Source organism: Asanoa iriomotensis (genome assembly GCF_016862515.1).
GTDB lineage: Bacteria > Actinomycetota > Actinomycetes > Mycobacteriales > Micromonosporaceae > Asanoa > Asanoa iriomotensis.
This window is the reverse complement of record NZ_BONC01000067.1, coordinates 19,364-43,577: the sequence shown is the minus strand read 5'-3', so window position 1 is coordinate 43,577 and position 24,214 is coordinate 19,364. Positions and strand designations below refer to the sequence as shown.

At 72.6% G+C, this 24,214-nt stretch carries 18 protein-coding genes; 14 read left to right on the top strand and 4 right to left on the bottom strand.

Annotated elements, in window-relative coordinates; all coding sequences use genetic code 11:
• Positions 1-48: 48 nt before the first annotated feature.
• The 12 genes from melA to Air01nite_RS32865 all read left to right on the top strand — a co-directional run bounded on the left by melA (position 49) and on the right by Air01nite_RS32865 (position 15,206).
• A complete protein-coding gene (gene melA, locus Air01nite_RS32920) occupies positions 49-1,338 on the top strand; it encodes an alpha-galactosidase (RefSeq protein WP_203707262.1) in 1,290 nt (429 codons plus the stop codon).
• A gap of 164 nt (positions 1,339-1,502) precedes the next feature.
• Entirely contained in the window at positions 1,503-2,552 is a 1,050-nt protein-coding gene (locus tag Air01nite_RS32915; RefSeq protein ID WP_203707261.1) for an amidohydrolase family protein, read from the top strand.
• Between the two features lie 39 nt (positions 2,553-2,591).
• Positions 2,592-5,192 carry an FxSxx-COOH system tetratricopeptide repeat protein gene (gene fxsT, locus Air01nite_RS32910; RefSeq protein ID WP_203707260.1) on the top strand — a complete coding sequence of 867 codons (2,601 nt, stop codon included), beginning with the start codon at positions 2,592-2,594 and terminating at the stop codon, positions 5,190-5,192.
• A gap of 114 nt (positions 5,193-5,306) precedes the next feature.
• The gene (locus Air01nite_RS32905; protein WP_203707259.1) at positions 5,307-6,524 is read left to right on the top strand and encodes a (Fe-S)-binding protein; all 1,218 of its coding nucleotides are present in this window, start codon (positions 5,307-5,309) and stop codon (positions 6,522-6,524) included.
• Entirely contained in the window at positions 6,521-8,020 is a 1,500-nt protein-coding gene (locus Air01nite_RS32900; protein WP_203707258.1) for an FAD-binding oxidoreductase, read from the top strand. Before Air01nite_RS32905 ends, Air01nite_RS32900 begins: the two co-directional genes overlap by 4 nt.
• Positions 8,020-8,271, top strand: coding sequence for a hypothetical protein (locus Air01nite_RS32895; protein WP_203707257.1), 252 nt, complete (start codon positions 8,020-8,022; stop codon positions 8,269-8,271). Before Air01nite_RS32900 ends, Air01nite_RS32895 begins: the two co-directional genes overlap by 1 nt.
• A 7-nt stretch (positions 8,272-8,278) precedes the next feature.
• Positions 8,279-9,334: an LLM class flavin-dependent oxidoreductase gene (locus Air01nite_RS32890; RefSeq protein WP_203707256.1), complete on the top strand. Its 1,056-nt coding sequence runs from the start codon at positions 8,279-8,281 to the stop codon at positions 9,332-9,334.
• A gap of 36 nt (positions 9,335-9,370) precedes the next feature.
• Positions 9,371-9,994 carry a hypothetical protein gene (locus tag Air01nite_RS32885; RefSeq protein ID WP_203707255.1) on the top strand — a complete coding sequence of 208 codons (624 nt, stop codon included), beginning with the start codon at positions 9,371-9,373 and terminating at the stop codon, positions 9,992-9,994.
• An 84-nt stretch (positions 9,995-10,078) separates the two neighbouring features.
• Positions 10,079-10,957 carry an RNA polymerase sigma factor SigJ gene (gene sigJ / locus Air01nite_RS32880; protein ID WP_203707254.1) on the top strand — a complete coding sequence of 293 codons (879 nt, stop codon included), beginning with the start codon at positions 10,079-10,081 and terminating at the stop codon, positions 10,955-10,957.
• A gap of 99 nt (positions 10,958-11,056) precedes the next feature.
• A complete protein-coding gene (locus tag Air01nite_RS32875; RefSeq protein WP_373310526.1) occupies positions 11,057-13,078 on the top strand; it encodes an MMPL family transporter in 2,022 nt (673 codons plus the stop codon).
• 389 nt (positions 13,079-13,467) lie between these two features.
• Positions 13,468-14,448, top strand: coding sequence for an ABC transporter ATP-binding protein (locus Air01nite_RS32870; protein ID WP_203707252.1), 981 nt, complete (start codon positions 13,468-13,470; stop codon positions 14,446-14,448).
• On the top strand, positions 14,445-15,206 hold the full coding sequence (locus tag Air01nite_RS32865) for an ABC transporter permease (protein WP_203707251.1): 762 nt from the start codon (positions 14,445-14,447) through the stop codon (positions 15,204-15,206). The genes Air01nite_RS32870 and Air01nite_RS32865 overlap by 4 nt, the downstream gene beginning before the upstream one ends.
• Here the strand turns inward: Air01nite_RS32865 and Air01nite_RS32860 are convergent.
• Genes Air01nite_RS32860 through Air01nite_RS32850 form a run of 3 tightly spaced genes read right to left on the bottom strand, consistent with a single transcriptional unit; the run spans position 15,161 to position 21,820 of the window.
• On the bottom strand, positions 15,161-18,238 hold the full coding sequence (locus Air01nite_RS32860) for an ATP-binding protein (protein WP_203707250.1): 3,078 nt from the start codon (positions 18,236-18,238) through the stop codon (positions 15,161-15,163). The two genes, Air01nite_RS32865 and Air01nite_RS32860, sit on opposite strands and share 46 nt — an antisense overlap.
• Before the next feature lie 27 nt (positions 18,239-18,265).
• Positions 18,266-19,054, bottom strand: coding sequence for an alpha/beta hydrolase (locus Air01nite_RS32855; RefSeq protein WP_203707249.1), 789 nt, complete (start codon positions 19,052-19,054; stop codon positions 18,266-18,268).
• A gap of 51 nt (positions 19,055-19,105) precedes the next feature.
• Entirely contained in the window at positions 19,106-21,820 is a 2,715-nt protein-coding gene (locus tag Air01nite_RS32850) for an AAA family ATPase (protein ID WP_239091130.1), read from the bottom strand.
• A 22-nt stretch (positions 21,821-21,842) separates the two neighbouring features.
• Here Air01nite_RS32850 and Air01nite_RS32845 point away from each other — a divergent pair, with 22 nt between their 5' ends.
• Both Air01nite_RS32845 and Air01nite_RS32840 read left to right on the top strand, forming a co-directional pair.
• Positions 21,843-22,463, top strand: coding sequence for an L-threonylcarbamoyladenylate synthase (locus tag Air01nite_RS32845; protein WP_203707247.1), 621 nt, complete (start codon positions 21,843-21,845; stop codon positions 22,461-22,463).
• 68 nt (positions 22,464-22,531) lie between these two features.
• The gene (locus Air01nite_RS32840) at positions 22,532-22,984 is read left to right on the top strand and encodes a hypothetical protein (protein ID WP_203707246.1); all 453 of its coding nucleotides are present in this window, start codon (positions 22,532-22,534) and stop codon (positions 22,982-22,984) included.
• Positions 22,985-22,988: 4 nt separating this feature from the next.
• On the opposite strand, the gene Air01nite_RS32835 is transcribed toward Air01nite_RS32840, so the two are convergent.
• Positions 22,989-24,173, bottom strand: coding sequence for an MFS transporter (locus Air01nite_RS32835; protein WP_203707245.1), 1,185 nt, complete (start codon positions 24,171-24,173; stop codon positions 22,989-22,991).
• Positions 24,174-24,214 lie beyond the last annotated feature (41 nt).

The following is a 24,214-nucleotide window of genomic DNA, read 5'->3' as shown; positions in this document are numbered from 1 at the left end:
CGTTCCAGTAACCGCACTGACGCTGCCCGCGTCGCATCAGGAGGACCCTTGACCGCCATCGTTTTCCTCGGCGCGGGCAGCGTCGTCTTCACCCGTGAGCTGCTCACGGACATCCTCGGCTTCCCGGAGCTGGCCGGTGCGCGGATCGTCCTGCACGACATCGACCAGGAGCGGCTTGCCACAGCGGCGATGCTGGCCCGGCGCGTCGCCGACGCGCACGGCGTCCGGCCCGAGATCGTCGCGACGCCCGACCGCCGGAAAGCCCTGGACGGAGCCGACTTCGTCATCAACACCATCCAGGTCGGCATGTACGCGGCCACCCGCGTCGACTTCGACGTGCCGGCCCGGTTCGGCCTGCGCCAGACGATCGGCGACACGATCGGCATCGGCGGCATCTTCCGCGGTCTGCGCACGTTCCCGGTGCTCGCCGGCATCGCCGCCGACATGGCCGAGCTGTGCCCGGACGCGTGGCTGCTCAACTACACCAACCCGATGGCCATGAACGTCACATACCTGGCCCGGGTGGCGCCGCGGCTCAAGGTCCTGGGGCTGTGCCACTCGGTCCACTGGACGGTCCGCGGCCTGTGCGACCTGGTCGGCGTGCCGTTCGGGGATGTCACGTTCGACAGCGCGGGCGTCAACCACCAGGCCTGGATCCTGCGCTGGGAACGCGACGGCACCGACCTCTACCCGTTGCTGGACGCCGCGATCGACGCCGGCCCGGAGCTGCGCCGGCGCGTGCGGGTCGACATGTACCGGCGGCTCGGCTACTACCCGACCGAGACGAGCGAGCATTCCGCGGAGTACGTCCCGTGGTACCTGCACCACGACGAAGAAATAGCCCGGCTGCGCATTCCCGTCGGCGACTATCTGCGGGTCAGCGAGGACAACCTTTCTACCTTCGCCGCCATCCGCGACGACCACACGGGGCCGATCGACCTGAGCCGCGAGACCGTCGAGTACGCACCGCAGGTGATCCACAGCATGCTCACCGGCACGCCGCGCCGGATCATCGCCAACGTGGCCAACGACGGTTTGATCGGAAACCTGCCGGCCGGCTTCGCGGTCGAGGTGGCGACGATCGTCGACGCGAGCGGCGCGAGCCCTGAGCCGGCCGGCGACCTGCCACCACAGCTCGCGGCGGTCAACCGCCCCTACGTCAGCGTCGGCGAACTGACGGTGGCGGCCGCCGTCACCGGCGACCCACGGCTGGTCCGCCAGGCCGCCATGGTCGACCCGAACACCGCCGCCTCCCTGACGGTCGACGCGATCTGGGACCTGTGCGACGCCCTCACCGCGGCGCACGGCAACCAGCTGCACGAGGCGCTCCGGGGATGATCGGCGATCTGGTTGCGGCGCGCGTTGACTTGCTGTCTGAGGGGCTCCGGGGATGATCGCCTATCTGGCTGCGGCGCGCGTTGACCTGCTGTCTGAGGGGCTCCGGGGATGATCGGCGACCTGACTGCGGCGCGCGTTGACTTGCTGTCTGAGGGGCTTCGCGCATGATTGACGACCTGCGCCTTCGTGACTACACCCCGGTGGCTTCGATTCGCCGTCCGGAGACCCGCGTGCCGCGGCCGGCGGTGCCGGTCGTCGACGTGCACAACCACCTGGGCCGGTGGCTCGGCGGCGGGGACTGGCTCGTGCCCGACGTGCCGGCGCTGGTCGAGCTCATGGACCAGGTCGGCGTCCGCACGATCGTCAACCTCGACGGCCGCTGGGACGCCGAGCTGGACGCGAACATCGCTCGCTTCGACAGCCCGTACCCGGACAGGTTCGTGACCTTCTGCCACCTCGACTGGTCACTGCTGCACGGCCCGGACCCGACCGGCGCCCTGATCGCGGCCCTGCGCCGCGCCCGCGACGCCGGCGCTCGCGGTGTCAAGGTCTGGAAGGACCTCGGTCTGACCATCACGGACGCCCGCGGCGAAAAGGTCCTACCAGATGACCCTCGCCTGTTCGACGTGTTCGCGGCGGCGGGGGAGCTGGGCCTGCCGATCCTGATCCACACCGCGGACCCGATCGCCTTCTTCGGCCCGCTCGATGCGACCAACGAGCGCCTGGAGGAACTGGCCGAGAACCCCGGCTGGTGGTTCGGCGCACCCGGCTACCCCACCTTCGACCGTCTGATGACGGCGCTGGACGCGGTGGTCGCCGGCGCACCCGGCACGACGTTCGTCGGTGCACACGTCGGCTGCGCCGCCGAGGACCTGGCCTGGGTCGACGGCATGCTGACCCGCCACTCCAACTTCCACGTCGACCTCGGCGGCCGCCTCGCCGAGCTGGGCCGCCAACCCCGCGCCACCCGCCGCCTGATCGTCGACCACCCCGACCGGGTCCTGTTCGGCTCGGACGCGTTCCCACCGTCCCGGGAGGCGTACGAGATCTACTGGCGCTTCCTCGAAACCGCCGACGAATGCTTCCCCTACGCCCCGGGCGCCCGCGTGCCACCACAGGGCCGCTGGGACATCTCCGCCGTCGACCTGCCGCCGGACGTGCTGGCCCAGGTCTACGCCGGCAACGCCCGCCGTCTCCTCAACCTGCCTAACTAGCGACTGTCGGAGCGCGCCGCGATCGGGCACAGTGGACGCGTGACCGATTTGTTCATCAGTCATGCGGGCCGCGACCGGTCCTGGGCGGAATGGGTCGCCTGGGAGCTGACCGAGGCGGGCTACTCCGTCGAGCTCGACCTCTGGGACTGGGAGGTCGGTGAGAACTTCGTCGAGAAGATGCGCGACGCGCTCGAGCAGGCCGACCGGATGGTCGCGCTGTTCTCGCCGGCCTACTTCGAGCCGCAACGGTTCACCTCGCCGGAGCTGACTGCGCTGCTCGCGGACCGCGGCCCGACCCGCAAGCGGGTGCTGCCGGTGCGGATAGAGAGCGTGACGCCGCCGCAGCTCTACCAGCCGCTGCTCAGCGTCGACCTGTTCGGCGTCCCCGAGGAGGAGGCCCGCCGCCGGTTGCTGGCCGCGGTCGGCGGGGCGCGGCGTCCGGGCGGGCGCCCAGGGTTCCCAGGGACGGCGGCGCCGCCGGTGGCAAACCGTGGCACGGGTCCGCGGTTGCCCGGGTCGCTGCCGCGCGTGTGGAACCTGCCGCCCCGCAACCCGGCGTTCACCGGCCGCGACCGCATGATCGTCGACCTGCGCGACGGACTGCTCGCCGGCAGCCCGATCGTCGTGCAGGCGCTCCAGGGCATGGGCGGTGTCGGCAAGACCCAGCTCGCGATCGAGTACGCCTACCGGTTCGCCAACGAGTACGAGCTGGTGTGGTGGATCGCCGCCGAGCAGGCCGACCTCGTCGCCGAGCAACTCGCGGCGCTCGCGGTCGCCGCGGGGCTCGCACCGCCCGACGGCGGCGTCACGTCCTCGGTCGCCGCGGCCCTGGCCCACCTGCGTTCCGCCGACCGGAGCCTGCTGATCTTCGACAACGCGGAGTCCCGCGAGGCGGTCCGCCCGTGGCTGCCGGGCGGCACGACGCACGTCCTGGTGACCTCCCGCAGCCCGCTGTGGTCAGGTGTCGCGCAGTCGGTCGGGGTCGACGTGTTCGCCCGCACGGAGTCGACCGCGCTGCTGCGTGCCACGCTGCCGCAGCTGTCCGCCGCGGACGCCGACCGCTTGGCCGACGCGCTCGGCGACCTGCCCCTCGCGGTCGCGCAGGCCGGCGACCTGATCGCGGAGACCGGCGTACCCGTCGACGTATTCCTGTCCGCGCTGGCCAAGAACGCCGCGGACCTGCTCGCCAGCGACCCACCACCGGCCGGCTACCAGGTGCCGCTCGCGGCCGCGGTCACCGTCGCCGCGAAACGCCTCGCCGCCGACGACCCCGTCGCGGCGCAGCTGTTGATCCTGTGCGCACACATGGCACCCGAACCCATCCCGCTGGACCTGTTCCGCGACACGACCGACCGGCTGCTCCCGGCCGAGCTGGCCGCCGCGGCCGGCAGCGGGATCGCGCTCGAACGCGCCGCCGGCCGGTTGACCCGCTACGGCCTGGCCCGCACATTGGACGGTGGCGTGCAGCTCCACCGCCTGACCCAGGCCATCCTGCGCGACGCCGACCCCGACGCCGCCGCGCACCGCGCCACTGTGGAGCAGCTCCTCATCGCGGCCCGACCCGACAACGGGCGCGACCCCGCCGGGTGGCCGCGGTGGAGCCAGCTGCTCCCGCACGTCCTCGCCGCCGACCCGGGCAGCAGCCGCAGCCCCGAGGTGCACTGGCTCGCCCATCACGCGGTGTGGCACCTGCTCGCCCGCGGCGACGCCCGCACGGCCCTCCCGCTGGCCGAGCACCTGTACGCCGCCTGGACCGACAGCCTCGGCCCCGACCACTCCTCGAGCCTGCTGGGTGCGGACACGCTCGCCTACGCGTACCGGCTGTCCGGCGCGCCCGACAAGGCGCGCACGCTCAACGAGGACGCGCTGGCCCGCCGCCGGCGGATCTTCGGTGACGACGACCGCAACACCCTCGGCACGGCCAACAACCTGGCCAACGACCTGCGGGACCTGGGTGAGTTCGAGCGCGCGCGGCAGCTCGGTGAGGACACGCTCGCGCGGCGCCGCCGGGTCCTCGGCGAGGACCACCCCGACACGCTCAGCGCCGCGCACAACCTCGCCTTCGACCTGACGCAGACCGGCGAGCGCGAGCGGGCGCGCCAGCTCGACGAGGACACGCTGGCCCGCCGGCGACGCATCCTCGGGGACGACCACCCGGACACGCTCAACTCCGCCAGCAACCTCGCCGTCGACCTGACCAACCTGGGCGAACACGAGCGGGCGCGGCAGCTCGACGAGGACACCCTGGCGCGCCGCGGCCGGATCCTCGGCGTCGAACACCCGGACACGCTCAACTCCGCCAACAACCTCGCCGCCGTGCTCACCCACCTGGGCGACTACCAGCGGGCCCGGCAACTCGACGAGGACACCTTGGAACGCCGGCGTCGGGTGCTCGGCGTCGACCACCGCAGCACCCTCGCGTCGGCCAACAACCTCGCCATCGTGCTCGCGCACTTCGGCGAGTACGAGCAGGCACGGCGGCTCGACGAGGACACCCTCACGCGCCGGCGTCGGGTGCTCGGCGACGACCATCCCAACACCCTCTCGTCGGCCCGGAATCTCGCCGCCGACCTGCGCAATCTCGGCAGGAACGAGGAGGCCGAGCGGATCGAGAAGGAGATGGGGATGCCACCGAGTTGATCTGCCCGATTCGCACGGGTCGACGGTAATCGTCGGACCACGCTAATGATCAGCGTCCCTTTACGGTCGCGCGGCCCGCAGGGCACGATGGTGCGGCGACCAGGGAGGACGACGATGTCTTCGACCGAACGCACCGACGGCGACAACGGCACCGACGGGTTTGTCGCGGAATGGCGCAACGGCGCCTACAACTGTTACAGCTCTGGGCACAAGTTCTGCCGCGAGGTCTGCCCCGTGATGCAGGTGACCCGCAACGAGGTGCACACGCCCACCGCCTTCCACGCCAACGTCGTCGCGATGGAGAAAGGGCTGCTGGACATCGCCGACGTGGCCCGCGACTACGTGCACTGCACGGGTTGCGGCGCCTGCGAACTGCGGTGCCCCAACACCCTGTTCACCGGCGACTTCTACCGCTTCCGCACGCGCACCGTGCAGTTGGTCAAGGCCGCCCGCGCCCTCGCCGTCGACCAGGGCATCCACCAGCCCGGGTGGCAGCGCTGGGTCGAGGAGACGAGCCGCCAGAAGTCCGAGCCGGTGCTGGGCGCCGAGGTGCCCGTCAGCCAGGAGCACGTCCGGGACTGGGCGGCCGGTCTCGACCTGCCGATCGGCGGCGAGACCATCCTCTTCTGCGACTGCGAGGGCGCGTTCCACCGCACGTCGGTGCCGCGGGCCGCGGCCAAGCTGCTCCAGCGGGCCGGCGTCGAGTTCGGCCTCATGCGCGAGCAGTGGTGCTGCGGCGGTCCGGCCGCCGAGATGGGCTACGTCGACCGCGCCCGCGAGTTCGCCAAGCACAATGTGGACGACTGGCGGGCGGTCGGCGCGCGCCGGATCATCGTGTTCGACCCGCACGACTACATCTCGTTCACCGAGGACTATCCGAGCTACTTCGGCGACGAGTACGACTTCGAGATCGTCCTCTTCGTCGAGTTGCTCGCGGAGCTGATCCGCGACGGCCGGCTGCCGCTGACCCACCCGGTCGAGCGGACCGTGACCTACCACGACGCCTGCCGGCTCAACAAGCGCAAGGGCATCCACGCGGCCCCGCGCGAGGTGCTGCGGGCCATCCCGGGCCTGACGTTCAAGGACGTCGACCACGTCACACAGTGGTCCTACTGCTCGGGTGCCGGCGGCGGCCTGCCGATCGAGCGGCCCGACCTGACCGCCGAGATCAGCCGCCGCCGGGTCGAGCGGGCCGCCGCGCTCGACGTCGACACGCTGGTCAGCGCGTGCGTCTGGTCGGAGCGGCCGCTCACGGAACAACGCGGCGCGCTGGAGATCATGGACCTGCTCGAGATCGTCGCGCTGGCGGCGGGTCTGGAGGACGAGCGATGACCAGCACCCTCGTCACCGACCCCGTCATCGACGAGCTGGTCGCCATCTGCGGCCCCGACAACGTGTTCGCCGACAGGTCGTCGCGGGTCAACCGCGCCCGCGTCCCCGCGCCGTTCCCGGTGCACCGCTGGGCCGAGCACGTGCCCGACGTCGTCGTCCTGCCGACCACCGCCGAGCAGGTGTCCGAAGTGGTCAAGCTGGCCAACCGACACCGGATCCCGGTGGTGCCGCGGGCCGGCGGGACCGGGCTGACCGACGGCGCGGTGCCCCTGCGCCACGGCATCGTCGTCGACGTCAAGCTGATGAACAAGATCCTGGAGATCGACCTCGACGACCGCACGGTCACGGTGCAGCCGGGCATCAACATGCTCAAGCTCAACGAAGAGCTGCAGCAGTACGGCGTCATCTACCCCGACGACCCGGCGTCGTACCCGTGCTCCCTCGTCGGCGGGCGGATCGGCACGAGCGGCTGGTCGCTGATCGGCGGCCGCTACGGACACACCCGCGACCTGGTGATCAGCTTCCAGATCGTGCTGCCCACGGGCGAGCTGATCTGGGTCGGCGACGGCGGCGGCCGCAAGGTGCGCAAGTCGTCGACCGGCTACCAGCTCAAGCACCTGTTCATGGGCCACCAGGGCACGCTCGGCATCGTCACCGAGGCCGTCCTGGAGCTGGTCCCGCGTCCCGAGGCCGAGTTCGCGGCGTTCTTCTCATATCCCGACTACGAGACCGCCTGGCGCTCGACGGGCGCCCTGGCGAAATCCGGCCTGGCCACGCTCGCCGGTGTCGTGCTCTTCGACGAGTGGAAGCTCGACTACCTGCGCCGCGACGACGAGGCCTACATCCCGCAGCCCGACGACGTGCGGTGCGTGGTCGCGACCGCGATGTACGGCACCACCGACGAGGTGCGCCCCGGCGCCAAGCGGCTCATGCGGATCGGCAAGGACACCGGCGGCGCGTACCTGGGCGACGAGATCTCCCAAGGCGACTGGGCGAGCCGGCACGACCGCTACGCGACGCCGCTGCACGGGCGGCTGCGCGACGGCCAGGTCGTGCCGATGAGCTGGCACTGCGAGGACGCGTCGATCAACTGGTCGCAACTGCCGCAGGTGCGCCGCGAGTGGCACGAGATCGTGGCCCGGCTCGGCGACAACTTCCGGATCTTCGACGACTGGGGGATGTTCGCCTACACCAACGCGGCGTTCAAGCCGTGGGGCGACTACCTCACCGAGATCGACGTCGGCATCTGGGAGCAGGAGCTCGACGACGCCGCCTGGGACGCCTGGGTCACCGCCAAGCGCGACATCGCGGCGGTGGCGATCGCGCACGGCGGCTCGATCAGCGCGTGCCACGGCGCCTGCCGCGCGGGTGAGGTCGACCTCGTGCCCGAGGAGCTGGGCGGCGGCTGGGACGTGATGAAGAAGGTCAAGCGCGTGCTCGACCCGCTCAACATCATGAACCCCGGGAAATACCTTCTCGACGAGGCGTACGAGTGATGATCGGTTTTCGTCTTTCGGCAGAGCGCCCGCCCGACCCGCGGCGGATCAACGACGTGGTGGTGCAACGCCTCGACCACGTGTATGAAGTGGACCCCGAGCTGATGCGGGACCACATCCAGCAACACGACTTCCCGGCGTGGGACACGCGCCGCATCGTCGACAGCCGGTGGGAGCACCTCGCGTGGATGCACGCCCACTGGGCCGACTCGGTGGTGTCCGGCGAGGAGCTGATCTCGACCGAAGAGTGAGGACGCCATGCGGTTCAGCTATGTGATGCTTCCCGACTACCCGCTCGCCGACTCGATGGAGTCGATCAAGAAGGCGGACGAGCTCGGCTTCTACGGGTGCTATGCCGCCGACGAGACCTGGCACAAGGACATGTGGCTGCTGTTCGCGGCGGCCGCCGACAAGACCATTAACATCCGGTTCGGCCCGAGCCTGTCGGGCGTCGTGCTCCGCGAGCCGACGCTGATCGCACAGGCGACGGCCACATTGGACGAACTGACCGGCGGCCGCGCCGAGTGCGTCATCTCCTGCGGCAACTTCGGTCTGCTGGCGCAGTACCACATCGACTGGGCACAGACCCGGCCGCTGTCCCGGACGCTCGAGGCGCACACCGTGATGCGGACCCTGCTCGACGAGGGCGCGATCAACTTCGAGGGCGAGTTCTACAAGTACTCGGGGCTGTTCACGTTCGCCCGGCCGGTCCAGCCGCGGTTGCCGTTGCTGCTCGGCGCGATGCGCGGCCCGCGCTCGTTCCAGAAGGCCGGCGAGGTCTCCGACGGGGTGCACCACGCGTTGAGCTACACCCGCGAGGCGTACGACTATCTGGTGTCGAACGTCCGAAAGGGAGCCGAAAAGGCCGGCCGCGACTGGCAGTCGCTGGACATCGGCGCGTGGATCGTCTTCTCGATCGGCCGCGACTCGGCCGCGGCCAAGGAGGCCGCGCGCAGCATGGTCGGCCTGTACGCGTCGTCGATGCCGGCGGAGCAACTGCGCCGCAACGGCGTCGACCCGGCCGACCTGCAACCGGTCATCGACGCCCTCGGCAAGGGCGACCTGGCGGGCGCGATCGAGCTCACCCGGCCCGACATCGCCGAACGCCTGTCGGTGGCGGGCACGCCGGAGGAGTGCGTGGCCAAGCTGCGCAGCGAGATCGTCGACGCGGGCGTCAACCACCTGATCTTCGCGATCACGGACGCCGCGCTGGTCAAGGCCCTGATGGGCCGGGACCTCGACAACGTCGCCTCGGTCAACGACCAACTCCAGCTCATCCACGACGAGGTGATGCCGGCCTTTTCCGGAAAATAACCTAGAAGGGCATTAATCAGGAAGATAATCCACTATGTGTCCGTCTTCCCGGAATCGATGTTCCTGCCGGTGGCGCTCGGGTTCTTCGGCCTGGGCACCGGCTACCTGATCTACGGTCCGCAGGAGCTGTTCGGCTTCCCTCGGCGCGATCCGCAGGTCGACCGGGCCACGGGCATGTGGGGTATCTGGCTGCCCGGCTTCTGCCAGGCCCTGGTCGGCGTGATCCTGTTCGTCGGCCTGACCTGGTTTCCGGTCTTCACCGACGCCAGCGCGACCTACATGGCGGCGCTCGCGTTCAGCGCGTACGGCATCCACTGGTTCGTGTTGGGCTGGAACCGCGCGCACGGCGCCGACGCCCGGCCCAACGGCTTCATGTCGATCCCGTTCGTGATCATCTCGGTCCTCGGCGCCACGGTGTTCTTCCTGGCCGGCTCGTGGCCGCTCGGCGTGCTGTTCATCGGGCTCGCGCTGGTCTACGTCGCGGAGTTCTTCGCGAGCTTCAAGATCGGCGTGCGGGCGCTCGCGAACGGTCGGGCGACGGTCAACCTCGGGGAGAAGGCCCTGGGCTTCTTCCACATCCTGGTCGGCCTCTGGCTGATGTACCTCACGTTCGCCACCACGCTGAACATCGCCTCCGGCTACCACATCCCGGCCGCCTGAGACCCGGGACACATTTCCGCCGGCCATGTCGCACTTCGGGTGCCTGTCTCGCTCTCACGTAGCGACCGACAGGAGGCCCGGACGATGACCGATACCGCGACGCAGGCGTACACCGAGCACCGCACGTTGTTGTTCTCGATCGTCTACAACATGCTCGGCAGCGTCGCCGACACCGAGGACGTGCTGCAGGAGACCTGGCTGGCGTGGGCCGAGCGGCACACGGCGCCCGGTGAGATCGACAACTCGAAGGCCTATCTGGTACGCATCGCGGTCAACCGCGCCCTCGCCCAGCAGGCCAGCATCAGCCGGCGCCGGGAGACCTACGTGGGGCCCTGGCTGCCCGAGCCCGTCGTCGAGGCCGGCGACGGGTCGGACGCGTCCGTGCGGGTCGAGTCCGTCTCCATGGCGCTGCTCGTCGTGCTCGAAACCCTGACCCCGCTCGAACGCGGCGTCTTCGTGCTCCACGAGGTGTTCGGCTACGCGCACACCGAGATCGCCGAGATCCTCGGCCGCAACCCGTCGGCAGTCCGCCAACTCGCCCACCGCGCCCGTGAGCACGTCCATGCCCGGCGCCCGAGGTTCCAGCCGGACCCGAGCGTCCAGCGGGAGGTGACCGAGCGGTTCCTGGCGGCCGCGCTCGGCGGCGACATGGCGGCCCTCCTGGAGATCCTCGCCCCGGACGTCAGCCTCTGGGGCGACAGCGGCGGCAAGGCGCACACCGCCGGGGGTCGCCGGCCGATCCAGGGCCGGGCCAACGTCGCCCGCCTCATCACCCACACCGCGCCCACCGCCGGCGCGGACATCGAGGTCGTCTACCGCAGCGTCAACGGCGACCCGTCGGCCCTGCTGTTCGCCGGCGACCGGCTCTATGCCGTGGTCGTCCTGGACCTCACCCCGGACGGCCGCCAGGTGTCCGCGATCTATTCCGTCGCCAACCCCGACAAGCTCGCCCACGTCGATTGAGGACTATCCATGTTGCGTAAGGCTTTGACGATACCCAGCGGACGGCGGGCGAAATGGTTCGTCCTTGCCATTTGGCTAGCTGTGCTCGTGCCGGCCCTGATGCTGGCCGGCCGGCTCGGCGACGTCCAGAAGAACGACAACGCGGCCTGGCTGCCCGGCAACGCCGAGTCCACCCAGGTCCTCGACCAGGTCCGCGAGTTCCAGTCCGCGGACACGCTGCCCGCGATCGTGATCTACGACCGGCCGGCGGGTGTCACCGACGCCGACCTGGCCAAGGCGCGGGCGGACGCGGCCGCCTTCGCCGGGATCGACGGCGTCGTCGGGCAGCCGCAGGGTCCGACCCGGTCGCAGGACGGCAAGGCGATCCAGACCGTCGTCCAGGTGCGCCAGAGTGCGGGCGGCTGGAGCGCGATCGGCGAGGTGGTCTCCGCGATGAGCGATGTCGGCGAGAAGGACGCGGACGGGCTCGGGTTCCACGTCACCGGACCCGCCGGGTACGCCGCCGACTCGTCCGACGCCTTCAGCGGGATCGGCGCCCTCGGGATGATCAGCGCGGTCGTGGTGGTGGTCATCCTGCTGTTCACCTACCGCAGCCCGGTGCTCCCGCTGCTGCCGCTGATGGCCGCGGGCGGCGCGCTGGTCACCGCGGAGGCGCTGATCTACCTGCTGGCCAAGCACGCCGGGCTCACCATCAACGCGCAGACCAGCTTCGTGCTCACCGTGCTGGTCTTCGGCGCCGCCACGGACTACGCGCTGCTGCTCACCTCGCGCTACCGGGAGGAGTTGCTGCGCCACGAGGACCGGCACGAGGCGATGGCGGTCGCGCTGCGCCGGTCGAGCCCGGCGATCATCGCGAGCGCCGCGACCGTCGCCGTCGGCCTGCTCGTGCTGATGCTGGCCACGCTCAACTCCACCAAGGGACTCGGGCCGGCGTCCGCGATCGGCATCGTCGTCGGCCTGCTGGCCATGGTCACGCTGATGCCGGCACTGCTGGTCATCTTCGGCCGCTGGATCTTCTGGCCGCGCCGACCGGTGCACGGCGCGCCCGCCCGCGGCGGGCAGGGCATCTGGACCCGGATCGGCACCGCCATCGCACGGCGGCCGCGGACGGTGTGGATCGCGACGGCGCTGGTGCTGGGCGCGATGGCGTTCGCGGTGACGGGGCTCAAGGCCGACGGGATCCCGAGCAAGGACCAGTTCACCAACTCGACACAGGCGGTCACTGGCGAGGAGATCCAGGCGCGGCACTTCCCGGCGGGCTCGGGCGACCCGGTCTACGTCGTGGCCCGCGCCGACTCGGCGGAGCAGGTCCGGGCGGCGCTGGCCGGCGTGCCGGGTCTGACCGGGGTCACCCCGCCGGTCGTCAAGAACGACAGCGCGCTCATCCTGGGTACGCTCGAGGCCGCACCCAACAGCGACGCCGCCGTGCGCACGGTCGAGGCGGCCCGGACCGCGATCCACGCCGTGGACGGCGCCGACGCCCGGCTCGGCGGCAGCACCGCGATCACGCTCGACATCCAGGAGTCGGCGGCCCGCGACTCCACAGTGGTCATGCCGGTGGTGCTGCTCGTGGTGTTCCTCATCCTGGCGCTGCTGCTGCGGGCGATCGTCGCGCCGCTGCTGCTGATCGCCACGGTGGTGCTGTCGTTCGGTGCGGCCCTGGGCGTCAGCGCGCTGATGTTCAACCACGTCTTCGGCTTCGCCGGGGCGGACGCCGCGTTCCCGCTGCAGACGTTCGTGTTCCTGGTGGCGCTGGGCATCGACTACAACATCTTCCTGGTCACCCGGGTACGCGAGGAGTCGCTGCGCCACGGCACCCACCGCGGAGCCCTGATCGGCCTGTCCGCCACGGGCGGCGTGATCACGTCAGCGGGCCTGGTCCTGGCGGGCACATTCGCGGCGCTGGTCTCGCTGCCACTGGTACTCGCGGCCCAGATCGGCTTCACGGTGGCGTTCGGGGTGCTGCTCGACACCTTGATCGTGCGGTCGGTGCTGGTCACGGCGCTGACCCTGGACGTGGGCCGCTGGATGTGGTGGCCGAGCAAGCTCTTCAAGCGCCACGACGACGCGACACCGGGGGCCCCGGACCACGACCGCGAGCCGGCCCTGGCCACGAGATGACACGGCCGCGGGCCGCCGACCACGGGGCGGCGGCCCGCGCAGGCCTTGGCCACGCGATGACACCACCGCGGGTTTGTCGGCCGCCGAGCGGCGGCCGCCCTGCCTTTGGCAACGGATGACCGCGCGCGTAAGCCTTGGCGTCGGGATGGCGCGGGTGGGGGTTGCCGGTCGGGGGCGCGGTCCGCATAAGCCTTCGCCGTGGGATGACGCCCGCGTGGGTCGTCGGCCGTAGGGCGGCGCCCAAACCCGGCCGTGGCCCCGGGATCACGCCCAAGCCGGCGACGGGGCGGCTCGTGTGAAACCGCTATGAAGCCGGTTTGAAGCCCGGACCGCGCACCCTTCCTTCGACGACGTGTCGGACAGCGACACGGCAAGGGGAGGCGGGGCTAATGGTTAGCGGTTCATCGCGGTCCGCGATCGAGGTGACCGGGTTGCGGAAGTCGTTCGGCGGCACCGTGGTGCTCGACGGCATCGACCTGGCGGTCGACGAGGGGACGACGTTCTCCCTGTTGGGTCCCAATGGTGCCGGTAAGACCACCGCCGTGCGGATTCTTTCTACCCTTATTCGGTTCGACAGTGGGCGGGTTCGGGTGGCCGGGCATGACCTTGTCGCCGAGCCCGACGCGGTGCGGCGCTTGATCGGGGTCACCGGGCAGTTCTCGGCCGTCGACGATCTGCTCACCGGCGAGGAGAACCTGGTCCTCATGGCTGACCTGCACCACCTCGGCCGGGTCGAGGGGCGGCGGCGGACCGCCGACCTGCTCGATCGGTTCGACCTCACCGGCGCCGCGCGCAGGCTCGCGTCGACCTACTCCGGTGGTATGCGGCGCCGGCTCGACCTGGCCATGACGCTGGTCGGCGATCCGAGGGTGATCTTTCTCGACGAGCCGACCACCGGGCTCGACCCGCGCAGCCGGCAGGCGATGTGGGAGACGATCCGCGGGCTCGTGGCCAACGGCGTCACGATCTTCCTGACCACCCAGTACCTGGACGAGGCCGACGAGCTCGCCGACCGGATCGCCGTGCTCGACGGTGGCAAGGTGGTCGCCTCCGGCACCGCCGAGGAGCTCAAGCGGGGCCTGCCCGGCGGCCACGTGCGGTTGCGGTTCGCCGACGCGGCCCGGCTCGCGGCCGCCGCCGGTGTGCTCGCCGACGCCACCCGCGATGACGAGGCGCTCACGTTGTCGGTGCCGAGCGACGGCGGCGTACCCGCGTTGCGGTTGCTCCTCGATCGTCTCGAGCGGGCGGACCTCGAGGTCGCCGAGCTGTCCGTGCACACGCCGGACCTCGACGACGTCTTCTTCGCGCTGACCGGCCACGCCACCGGCGCAACAGCAACAGCCACGACCGAGAAGGAAGCCGTCCGATGAGCGACGCCCTGACCATGCTGCGGCGCAACGTCCGCCACACGCAGCGCAACCCGACCACCCTGGTCATGACCATCGCGCTGCCGGTCTTCCTCCTGCTGGTCTTCGTCGGCGTGCTCGGCGGCGCCCTCAACGCCGGCTTCGGCCCCGCCGAGGGCGAGTACATCGACTACCTGGTGCCGGGAATCCTGCTCATGACCGTCGGGTACGGCGCCAGCCAGACCGCGATGGCCGTGAACCGGGACGTCACGACCGGCATCATCGCCCGGTTCCGCACGATGGCGATCTCCCGCGCCTCGGTGCTGACCGGGCACGTGGTCGGCTCGACCATCCGCACGCTGGTCAGCGCCGCCCTGGTGATCGCCGTGTCAGTGCTGATGGGCTTCCGCCCGGCGTCCGACCCCGCCCGCTGGCTCGGCACGCTCGGCCTCCTGGCGCTGCTCACGGTCGCCCTCACCTGGATCGCGGTCGCGGTCGGTCTCATGGCCAGGACCGCCGAGGGCGTCGGCCCGTTCATCTTCGTCGTGCAGCTCCTGCCGTTCCTCAGCAGCGCGTTCGTGCCACCCGAGTCCATGTCGGTCGCGGTCCGCTGGTTCGCCACCCACGAGCCGTTCACACCGATCATCGACGCCCTGCGCGGGCTGCTGCTCGGCACCACGGTGGAGCACGGCGGCATCGTCGCGATCGCCTGGTGCGTGGGGCTCGCGCTCGCCGGCTACGTCTGGGCGCGGGCGTTGTTCCGGCGCGACCCGGCGGCCTGAGCCCGGTCGCGCACGGCCGCCAGCGCCGCGGCCCGCAGGCCTTCGTGATCGAGGCCGGCGTAAGAGGACACCGCGTCCGCGTACGCCGGCCCGTCGGCCCCCAGGCCGATCTCGGTGACCCGCGCCGGCGTCAGGTCGGGCTGCCAGCCGCGGAAGATCCCGAACCGCTCGGCCAGGGCGACCAGGCGGGCGCCCGATGCCGCGGCGCCCCGGTCCACGGACGCCACCGCGAGGGCCAGCAACAGCGTGCCGCCGACCGGAAACTCCACGATGGACAGCGACGGCAGCGCGCCCGACAGGAACCCCGGCAGCTCGTCGACGATGTCCGCGACCTCGTCGAGGCGGCCGTACCGGGCGTGGCGGAGCACCGTGTTCGCCTCGACCTCGAACGGCCACAGGCCGATGTCGGCACGGCCGGAGCGTGACCGGGCGGCGGCCTCCCGCCAGACGCGCAACCCGCCGTCGATGTCGCCCCGACCGAGCTGGATCTCGGCGCGGGCGCACATCGTGTAGCGCTCCACGTCGGCCGGGTCGTCCCCGTCGGCCGGCGTGGGTTCGGAAAGCCCGCGTTCCGCCACGTCGTACGCCCCGCGCTGCAGGTTGGCCAGCACCAGCGCCCACTGCCCGCGCGTCGTCGACCAGCCGAGCCCCCCGGTGATCGACAGAGCGGCGTACAGGTTGCGGTACGCCTCCTCGCCCGGGTCGGAGTGCAGGCTCAGCTCACCGACCCGGCTGTAGGCCATCGCCCGCAGCAGCGGCAGGCCGTCGTCGCCGACCGACGCGCTCATCCGCCTGGCCGCCGCCAGCGCGCTGTCCAGCTCGTTGGCGTACTCGTGCACGTAGCTGAGCAGGTAGTCGGCGATCCCGGCGAGCAGCGGCGCACGGCTGGCCGACAGCTCGCGCAGCGCCGCGACGTGCGGCGCGCTCAGGGCGACGTGCGCCGCGCGGAGAAGGGTGTCCGGCGGAGCCGGTGGCAGCCGGCGCAGGCCGACCAGGGCCCGCAGCGGGCTGACGCCCGGCATGAGGAACCCGAACATCGCGCCCAGCACGAGGGCCGTCCGGGTCACCTCGACGAGATCGGGGTCGGGGCGGAGATGCGACAGCACCCAGGCGGTGTCCCGGGCCAGCTCCGTGAGGCGGGGGACGTTCGACTCCGTGATCCAGAGTGTGCCCAGCGCGGCCGCCACCGCCGCGACGGTGGCGCCGTCCGCCCGGTCGAGCCCGTGCCGCAGCGCCAGCAGCAGGTTCTCCTGGTCGGCGCGGACCGCCTCCACGGCCTGCAGCCCGTCGTGGAGGTCAGCGCCCGCCTGCCAGCGGACGCCGAAGTCGCGCGCCCAGCCGAGGAGCAGGCCGATCGCCCGGTCGGTCTCGCCGGCGTCGGCGAGGCGGGCGGCGCTGAACTCGCGCACGGTCTCCAGCATCCGGAACCGCGTGCCGGACCCGCTGTCGGCCACCGTCAGCAGCGACTGCTCGACGAGCTGCTCCAGCACGTCGTCGCCGCCCACCACGTGGCGGGCCGCATCGGCGCCGAACCCACCGGGAAACACCGACAGCGCGCGCATGGCCGCCTGCCCGGCCGGCTCCAGCAGGTGCCAGCTCCAGTCGATGACGGCGTGCAGCGTGTGGTGCCGCTCGGGTGCGTCCCGGTTGCTGCCGCGCAGCAGGGCGAACCGGTCGTCCAGGCGGCGGGCGATCTCGGTCACGGACATCACGCGTACGCGCGCGGCCGCCAACTCCACCGCGAGCGGCAGCCCGTCGAGGCGGCCGCACAGCTCCCGCACGAGCGCCGGCGGCAGGTCGGCGTCGGGCCGGATCGCCCGCGCCCGCTGCGCGAACAACTCGACCGTCGTCGGCAGGTCGAGCGCCGGCAGCTGGTAGACCGACTCGGCGGACAGCCGCAGCGGCGCCCGGCTCGTGGTGAGCACCCGCAGCTCGCGGCTCGCCGACACCAGGTCCTGGACGAGGGCGGCCGCGCCGCGCACGACGTGCTCGCAGTTGTCGAGCACCAGCAGCGCGGCCCCCAGCGCCTCGGCGATGGCCGCCGGGGCGCCAGGGGACAGGCCCAGCGCCGACGCCACCTCGCCGGCCACGTCGGCATCAGCGGTCACACCGGCCAGCCCGACGACGTGCACGACGCGCTGCTCGGCCGCGTCGGCGACCGCGTGCGCGAGCCGGGTCTTGCCGAGGCCGCCAGGCCCGACGATCGACGTCACCCGGGCGGCGCGCAGCAGGTCGGTCACCGCGGCCACGTCCTTGTCGCGGCCGAGCAGCGGGTTGGGCTCGGCCACGACCCCGTGCCGCACGACCGGGGCGTCACTGCGCAAGAGATGCTGGTACGCGTCCCGCACGGCGGGCCCGGGTTCGCTGCCGAGCTCCTCGCGCAGCCCCCGCCGGTAGGCGTCGTAGCGGGCCAGCGCGGTCGCCGGCCCGAGCGCCGCCGCCTCGCAGCGCAGCAGCTCGACCAGGACCTCCTCGTCCCGAGGCGCCTGCAAAGCCGCGTCGCGCAAGGGCTCGAGCGCCTCGGCGGAGCGACCGAGCCGGCCCAGCGCGAGGGCCCGGGCCCGCGCGAGGGACCGGAAAGCCGGCACCCGAGCGGCCCGCAACGCGGCGAGCGGATCGCCGAACCCGGCGCCCCAGCCCGACGCCCCGTCGCACAGGGCGAGTCCGGCCTCGGCGTGGGAGAGCGACGCGACCTGGTCGCCCGCGGCGGCGGACCGCTCACTCGCGGCCGCCGCCAGCAGCACGGCCGAGGCGTCGATCTGGTCCTCGGCCAGGGCGAGCCGGTAGCCGGTCGGCGAGCTGAGGATCACATCGGGCCCGAGCCGGGCCCGGAGACGGGAGACCAGGAGCTGCAGGGCCTTGGTGGGGTGCGCGGGCCGCTCGTCGGGCCACAGGCCTTCGACCAGCCGCGCCGCGCTGCAGCCCAGCCGTGGCTCGGCGGCCAGCAGGGCCAGCAGCGCGCGGGGGCCGGAGCCGGTTATCTCCCGGCCCCGGAACGCCACCCGCGACAGCAGGACCAGCTCGACGGTCACCGGCCTCAGGATAGCCGCGCCGGGACCTCAGCCGGCGTGGCGGAGAGCCCAGTCCAGCACCTCGTCGGCGATCCGCTCCCAGCCCTTCTGCGCCGGCAGCAGGTGGGCGTAACCCTCGTACTCGCGGATCTCCGTGATCGTCTTGGACTTGTAGTGCTTGTGGTTCGAGCGCTGCACCTCCGGCGGCATGATGTGGTCCTCCGAGCCCGATACGAACAGCAGCGGCGCCCGGTTGTCGTTGTGGTAGTCAACCCAGGTGTCCTGGTGCCCGGGCTGGAAGTTGGCGAGCACGCTGCCCCACAGGATGCCGCCGTTGGCCGGGATCGCGTACCGCTCGTAGAGGACCCGCGACTCCTCCTCGCTGAACGTGTTCGTGAACGCGTACGTCCACTGCTCCAGCGTCAGCGGCACCGCCTTGTGCCGGTTCCCGGGGCTCTTCAGCACCGGGAACGTCGACTTCACCTGCGAGAGCGGGACCACGCGTACGCCCTCGGTCGGTGCGGAGTTCAGGGCCACGCCGGCGGCGCCGTAGCCGTGGTCGAGCAGGATCTGGGTGAACGCCCCGCCGGCGGAGTGGCCCATGATGATCGGCGCCTCCGGCAGCGCGCGGATCTGCTCCTCGATGTGCGCGATGATCTGCGGCACCGTGACGTCGACGATCGGGGTCGGGTCGGCGTTGAGCGCCTCCACCTCCACCTCGAACCCGGGGTATCCGGGCGCGATCACCCGGTGGCCCTTGGCCTCGTAGTGCGCGATCCAGTTCTCCCAGCTGCGCGGGGTGACCCAGAAGCCGTGGACCAGAACGATTGGTTTCATGCGCCGATCCTCGTGGTGCGCGTCACCCCGCGAATCCCGCGCGACGCGTAGTCAGTCGTGCAGCACGTTCCGGAGCTGGCGCCGGGAGGCGACGCCGAGCTTCCGGTAGACCTTGCGTAGGTGATAGTCGACGGTGCTCGCGCTCAGGAACAGGTGCGCGGCGATCTCGGCGTTCGTGGCGCCGGCCCGCGCCAGCCGCGCGACCGCCGCCTCCTGCGGGGTCAGGTCGTCCTTCTCCGGCGCGGCCGGCCCGACGGTCTCGCCCAGCGCCGCCAGCTCCCGCCGCGCCCGGTCCGCGTACGCGCCGGCCCGCACGGCCTCGAACATCTCCAGCGCGGTGGTGAGCCGCTCGCGGGCGTCCCGCCGCCGGCGTCGGCGGCGCAGCCACTCGCCGTGCAGCAGGTGCGCCCGGGCCAGGTCGCCGTGCGCGAGCGTCGCGCCCAGCTCGTCGACGGCCCGGTCGTAGAGGCGCCCCGCGTCGTCGGCCCCGGCGAGCAGCGCGCGGGAGCGGTGCAGCAGGCCCCGTGCCCACGGCGTGCCGCTGTGCCGGGCCGCGACCTCGAGCTGCGCGCAGGCCGCCTCGGCCGCCGCGCGGTCCCGGGCCCGCAGCGCGGCCTCCACCAGGTCCGGCAGGACGCGCGCGTAGCGCCCGGAACCCACGCGGGCCAAGGGGAGCAGCCGGTCCCGGGCCGCGGCGTAGTCGCCGTACCCGATGTCGAGCACCGCCAGGCTGTGCCGGGTCAGCGACGACATCGAGGCGAGGCCGACCTTGTCCAGGAGCCCCAGGGTCGGCAGCAGCGCGTCACGCTCGTCGCGACCCAGCCGCCAGGCGGCCAGCTCGGGATGCCGCCACACCCAGTCGCGTTCGCTCGTGATCCCGATGGCCCGGCGCAGCCGGATGCCGGCCGTGTCGTGCCGGTCAGCCTCGGTGAGCCGGCCGAGCGCGGTGTCGCTGAGCACCGACATGAAGTGAATGACGCCCAGCGTGGGCAGCGCGCCGCTGCGGCGGGCGGCCGCCTCGCCACGGTCCAGGATGGACTGTCGCGCGCGGTCGTCCCAGAGCAGCGTGCACAGGTAGACCGCCACCACCAGATGCGGGAGCAGCTCGGCCTCGGGCAGGCGCGGATCGGTGACCGCGTCGACCGCGCGGCGCGCGGCGGGCGCGCCACCGGGGATGCCGCCGGCCGCGACGGCCGCCCAGCCGGCGAGCAGCAGCTCCGCCAGGCTGCTGGGCCGGTCACCCGCGAGCCGGGCGGCCGCGGCGGCCAGCTCGGTCGCGGTGGTGTCCAGCATCAGGTCCTCGACGGTGATCTCGTGCTCGATGGCGTGCAGCACCGCGGCGTGGGCCTGCTCCGGGTGCGCGGTGCCGAACGCCTCGGCGGCGGCCAGGCAGACCGCGGACGCCCGCAGGTTGGCCTGCGGCACGCCCGCGGTGACGGGCGCGTTCGCCCGGATCACCAGCGCCGTGCCCCGCCCGGCGTCGTCGAGGTCCGCGGGGTCCGCCTCCCGCAGCAGGTGCAGCGCCCGGGCCGGGGCACCGGCCACCTGCGCCGCCTCGGCCGCGCGGACCAGCCGGGCCGCCCGCCGGCGCGGGTCGCCGGTCAGCTCGGCGGCCCTGGCCAGCAGGGCGGCGCGGGCGGCGTGGCCACCCCGGTCGGCGGCCCGGCCGGCTCCGCGCTCGAGCTCGGCGGCCACGGACTCGTCGGGTCCGGTGGCGGCGGCGGCGAGGTGCCAGGCCCGGCGGTCGGCGTCGGCCGGCGCGTCGGTCACGGCGGCGAGCGCGGCGTGCACCTCCCGCCGCTCGGCCGGTGCCGCACTGCCGTAGACCGCCGAGCGGACCAGCGGATGCCGGAACTCGACGGGCGGCGAGCCGGTGACCAGCCGGTCGGCCTCGGCCGGTCCGGCGGCCGCCGCGCTGACGCCGAGCCGCTCGGCCGCCGCCAGGGTCGTGGCGGCCCGGCCCGCGTCGGCGGCGGCCAGCAGCAGCCAGGCCCGGGTCTCGGCGGGGTAGTCCCGGATCCGGGCCGAGTAGTGCGCCTCCAGGCGGCTGCCGATCGGCGCCGGGTCCGGCAGCGCCGCCGCGCCGCGCAGTTGGGCCGCGGTGAGCTCGCGGGCGAGGTCGGTCAGGGCCAGCGGGTTGCCGCCGGTGGCCGCCGCGACGCGACGCGCCAGCTCCGGATCGACCGGCGCGCCGACCACGTCGGCGAGCAGGCGGGTCGCCGCCTCGGCGGGGAGGCCGGCGACGTCCAGGACCGGAAGGCCGGCGAGGTGGTCCGGGTCGCCGGGTCGGGGACGCAGGCCGAACAGCAGCACCACACCCTCGGCGTGCAGCCGGCGCCCGACGAAGGCCAGCGCGCGCAAGGACTCGGCGTCGACCCACTGCGCGTCGTCGACGACGAAGAGCCGCCGTTCGTCGGCCAGCAGCGTCAGCGCCGCGAGGCTGACGAGGAACAGGTCGGCGGGCGGGCCGTCGGTCAGTCCACAGGCGACTTCCAGGGCCGCCCGCTGGCGCGCCGGCAGCCGGTCGCGTCGCGGCAGCAGGGGCAGGAGCAGGCGGTGCAGGCCGGCGTACGGGAAGTCGGCCTCGCCCTCGACGCCGCTGATCGCGTGGGCGTCGGGTGCGTCACGCCGTGCGTACCCGAGCAGCGCGGTCTTGCCGACTCCGGCCTCGCCGCGCAGCACGAGGGCGGCGCTGCGCCCGGACCGCCCCTCGGCGAGAAGCCCGTCCAGGGTGGTGCACTCGGAATCCCGTCCGAACAACCGCACGGCGGCAGCGTACGCTGCCGCCGTGGCCAGGTACTTCGACATGCATCCGCAGAACCCCGCACCGCGGGCGGTCGGGCAGGTGGTCGACCTCGTTCGCGGTGACGGGCTCGTCGCGTACCCCACCGACTCGCTCTACGCCCTGGGTTGCCGGCTCGGCAACGCCGACGGTGTCGAGCGGATCCGGCGCATCCGAAACCTCGACGACAGCCACCACTTCACGCTCGTGTGCAGCGACTTCGGTCAGCTCGGCCAGTTCGTGCAGGTCAACAACGCGCGGTTCCGGGCCGTGCGGGCCGCGACACCGGGTTCCTACACGTTCATCCTGCCGGCGACCAAGGAGGTGCCGCGGCGGTTGCGGCACCCGCGCAAGCGCACGGTCGGCGTCCGCATCCCGGACCACGTCGTGACGCAGGCGCTGCTCGCGGCCCTCGGCGAGCCGCTGGTGTCGAGCTCGTTGCTGCTGCCGGGCGACGAGGAGCCGATGACGCAGGGCTGGGAGATCAAGGAACGGCTCGACCACGTGGTCGACGCGGTGGTCGACGCCGGCGACTGCGGCACGACGCCGACGACGGTGGTCGACTGGAGCGACGACGAGCCGGTCGTCCTGCGCCGCGGTGCCGGTGACCCGTCCCGGTTCGAATAGCTCCAGCCGGCCGCCGCGCGGTGGGATAATTGCCTAGAACCGGACATGCGTGACCCGGGGGGTGAGGTATGTCGACCACCATCGAGCACCACGCGCACACCCAGAAACACGCGCACATCCACGGGATCGACTGCGGCCACGAGGCGTTCGAGCACGTCGGCCACATCGACTATCTGCACGACGGGCACCGCCACCACTCGCACGACGGGCACTACGACGAGTGCGACGCCGCCGAGCACCCGCGGTCCGAACCGCACCAGCACCAGCACGGCGACGGCTGCGGGCACGTCGGGCTGCCGCACGAGGGGCACATCGACTACCTGCACGACGGGCACGCCCACACCCGGCACGGTGACCACTGGGAGGAGTGTTCGGTCAACGACCATGTCGAGGCCGAGCCGCACACCCACGTCCACGGCGACGGGTGCGGTCACCCGGCGGTGGACCACGGCGACCACGTGGACTACCTGCACGAGGACCACCGGCACGCGGCCCACCAGGGCCACTACGACGAGCACTGATCAACTACGAAGACCGTTGACGGTGTACGGCGGTCATCGCGGCGACGCCCGCCAGGCCGAGGATCGGCGCGAAGGCGAAGCCGGCGCGCAGGTCGGCCGCCGCGAGCGGGCCCGTCAGCGCCGCACCGGTGGCGCTGCCGACGGTGAACGCGGTCATGATCCACGCGAACGCCTCCACCACCGTGCCCGCCGGTGCGAGGTCGTCCGTGGTGAGGAAGACCGCGGTCAGCAGCGGCGGCAGCGCGAGGCCGCTCACCGCCACCAGCGCCGCCATCACGCCGAGGCCGGGCATGAGCACCAGCGGCAGGTAGCCGATCGCGAAGCAGGCCGCCAGCACCGGCAGCCGGCCGGTGCCGCGGCCGGGCCTGACCCGGGTGTAGACGAGACCGCCGGCCAGCGCGCCGGCCGCCTGGGCGGCGAGCAGCCAGCCGCTGAGCCCACGGTCGCCGGCCGCCTCGGCGTACCCGGTGATCGCGACCGGCAGGCTGCCCACCGCCGCGCCGACGCAGACCACGCCCACCACCAGCACGACGAACCGGCCGACCCGCAGCGGACCCGCCCAGTGCCGCTGGGTCGCGGGCTCGCCGCGCCAGACCCGCACCGGGCGCGAGACCGCGAACACGACCGCGCCCGCGAGCTGGCAGGTGGCCGCCGCGACGAGGCCCGCCGAGGGACCGCCGACCGCGACCGCGCTCAACGTGACCAGCGGTCCGACCACGAAGATCACTTCTTGGAGAGCGATGTCCAATGTGTACGCAGCGGCGACCGCGTCCTTCGGGACCAGTGCCGGCCAGAGCGCGCGCAGGCACGCCTCCAGCGGCGGCGTGCCGAGGCCCGCCAGCGCGGCACCGGCCAGGGTCATCCGCAGGTCGCCACCGCCGGCGACGACGGTCAGGAAGCCGACCGCCGACAGCGCCGATGATCCGAAGAGGACGGGTGGCTGCCGCCAGCGGTCGACGGAGCGGGCGAGCAGCGGCGCGCTGACAGCCATGCCGGCGGTGTAGGCGGCGACGACCAGGCCGGCGAGGGCCAGGCTGACGGACTCACGGGCGAACAGCAGCAGGGCCAGCGGTGCGGCGCCGAACGGCAGCCGGCCGACCTGGCTCGAGGCGAGCAGGGTGGGCACGCGCGGCGTGCGCAGAACGGCCTTGATGCCGAGCGGCGACGGGGTGGTCGTGACTGTGGACATAGGACATCGCTCCCGGATGTCGAGGGATGAACGCGGACACG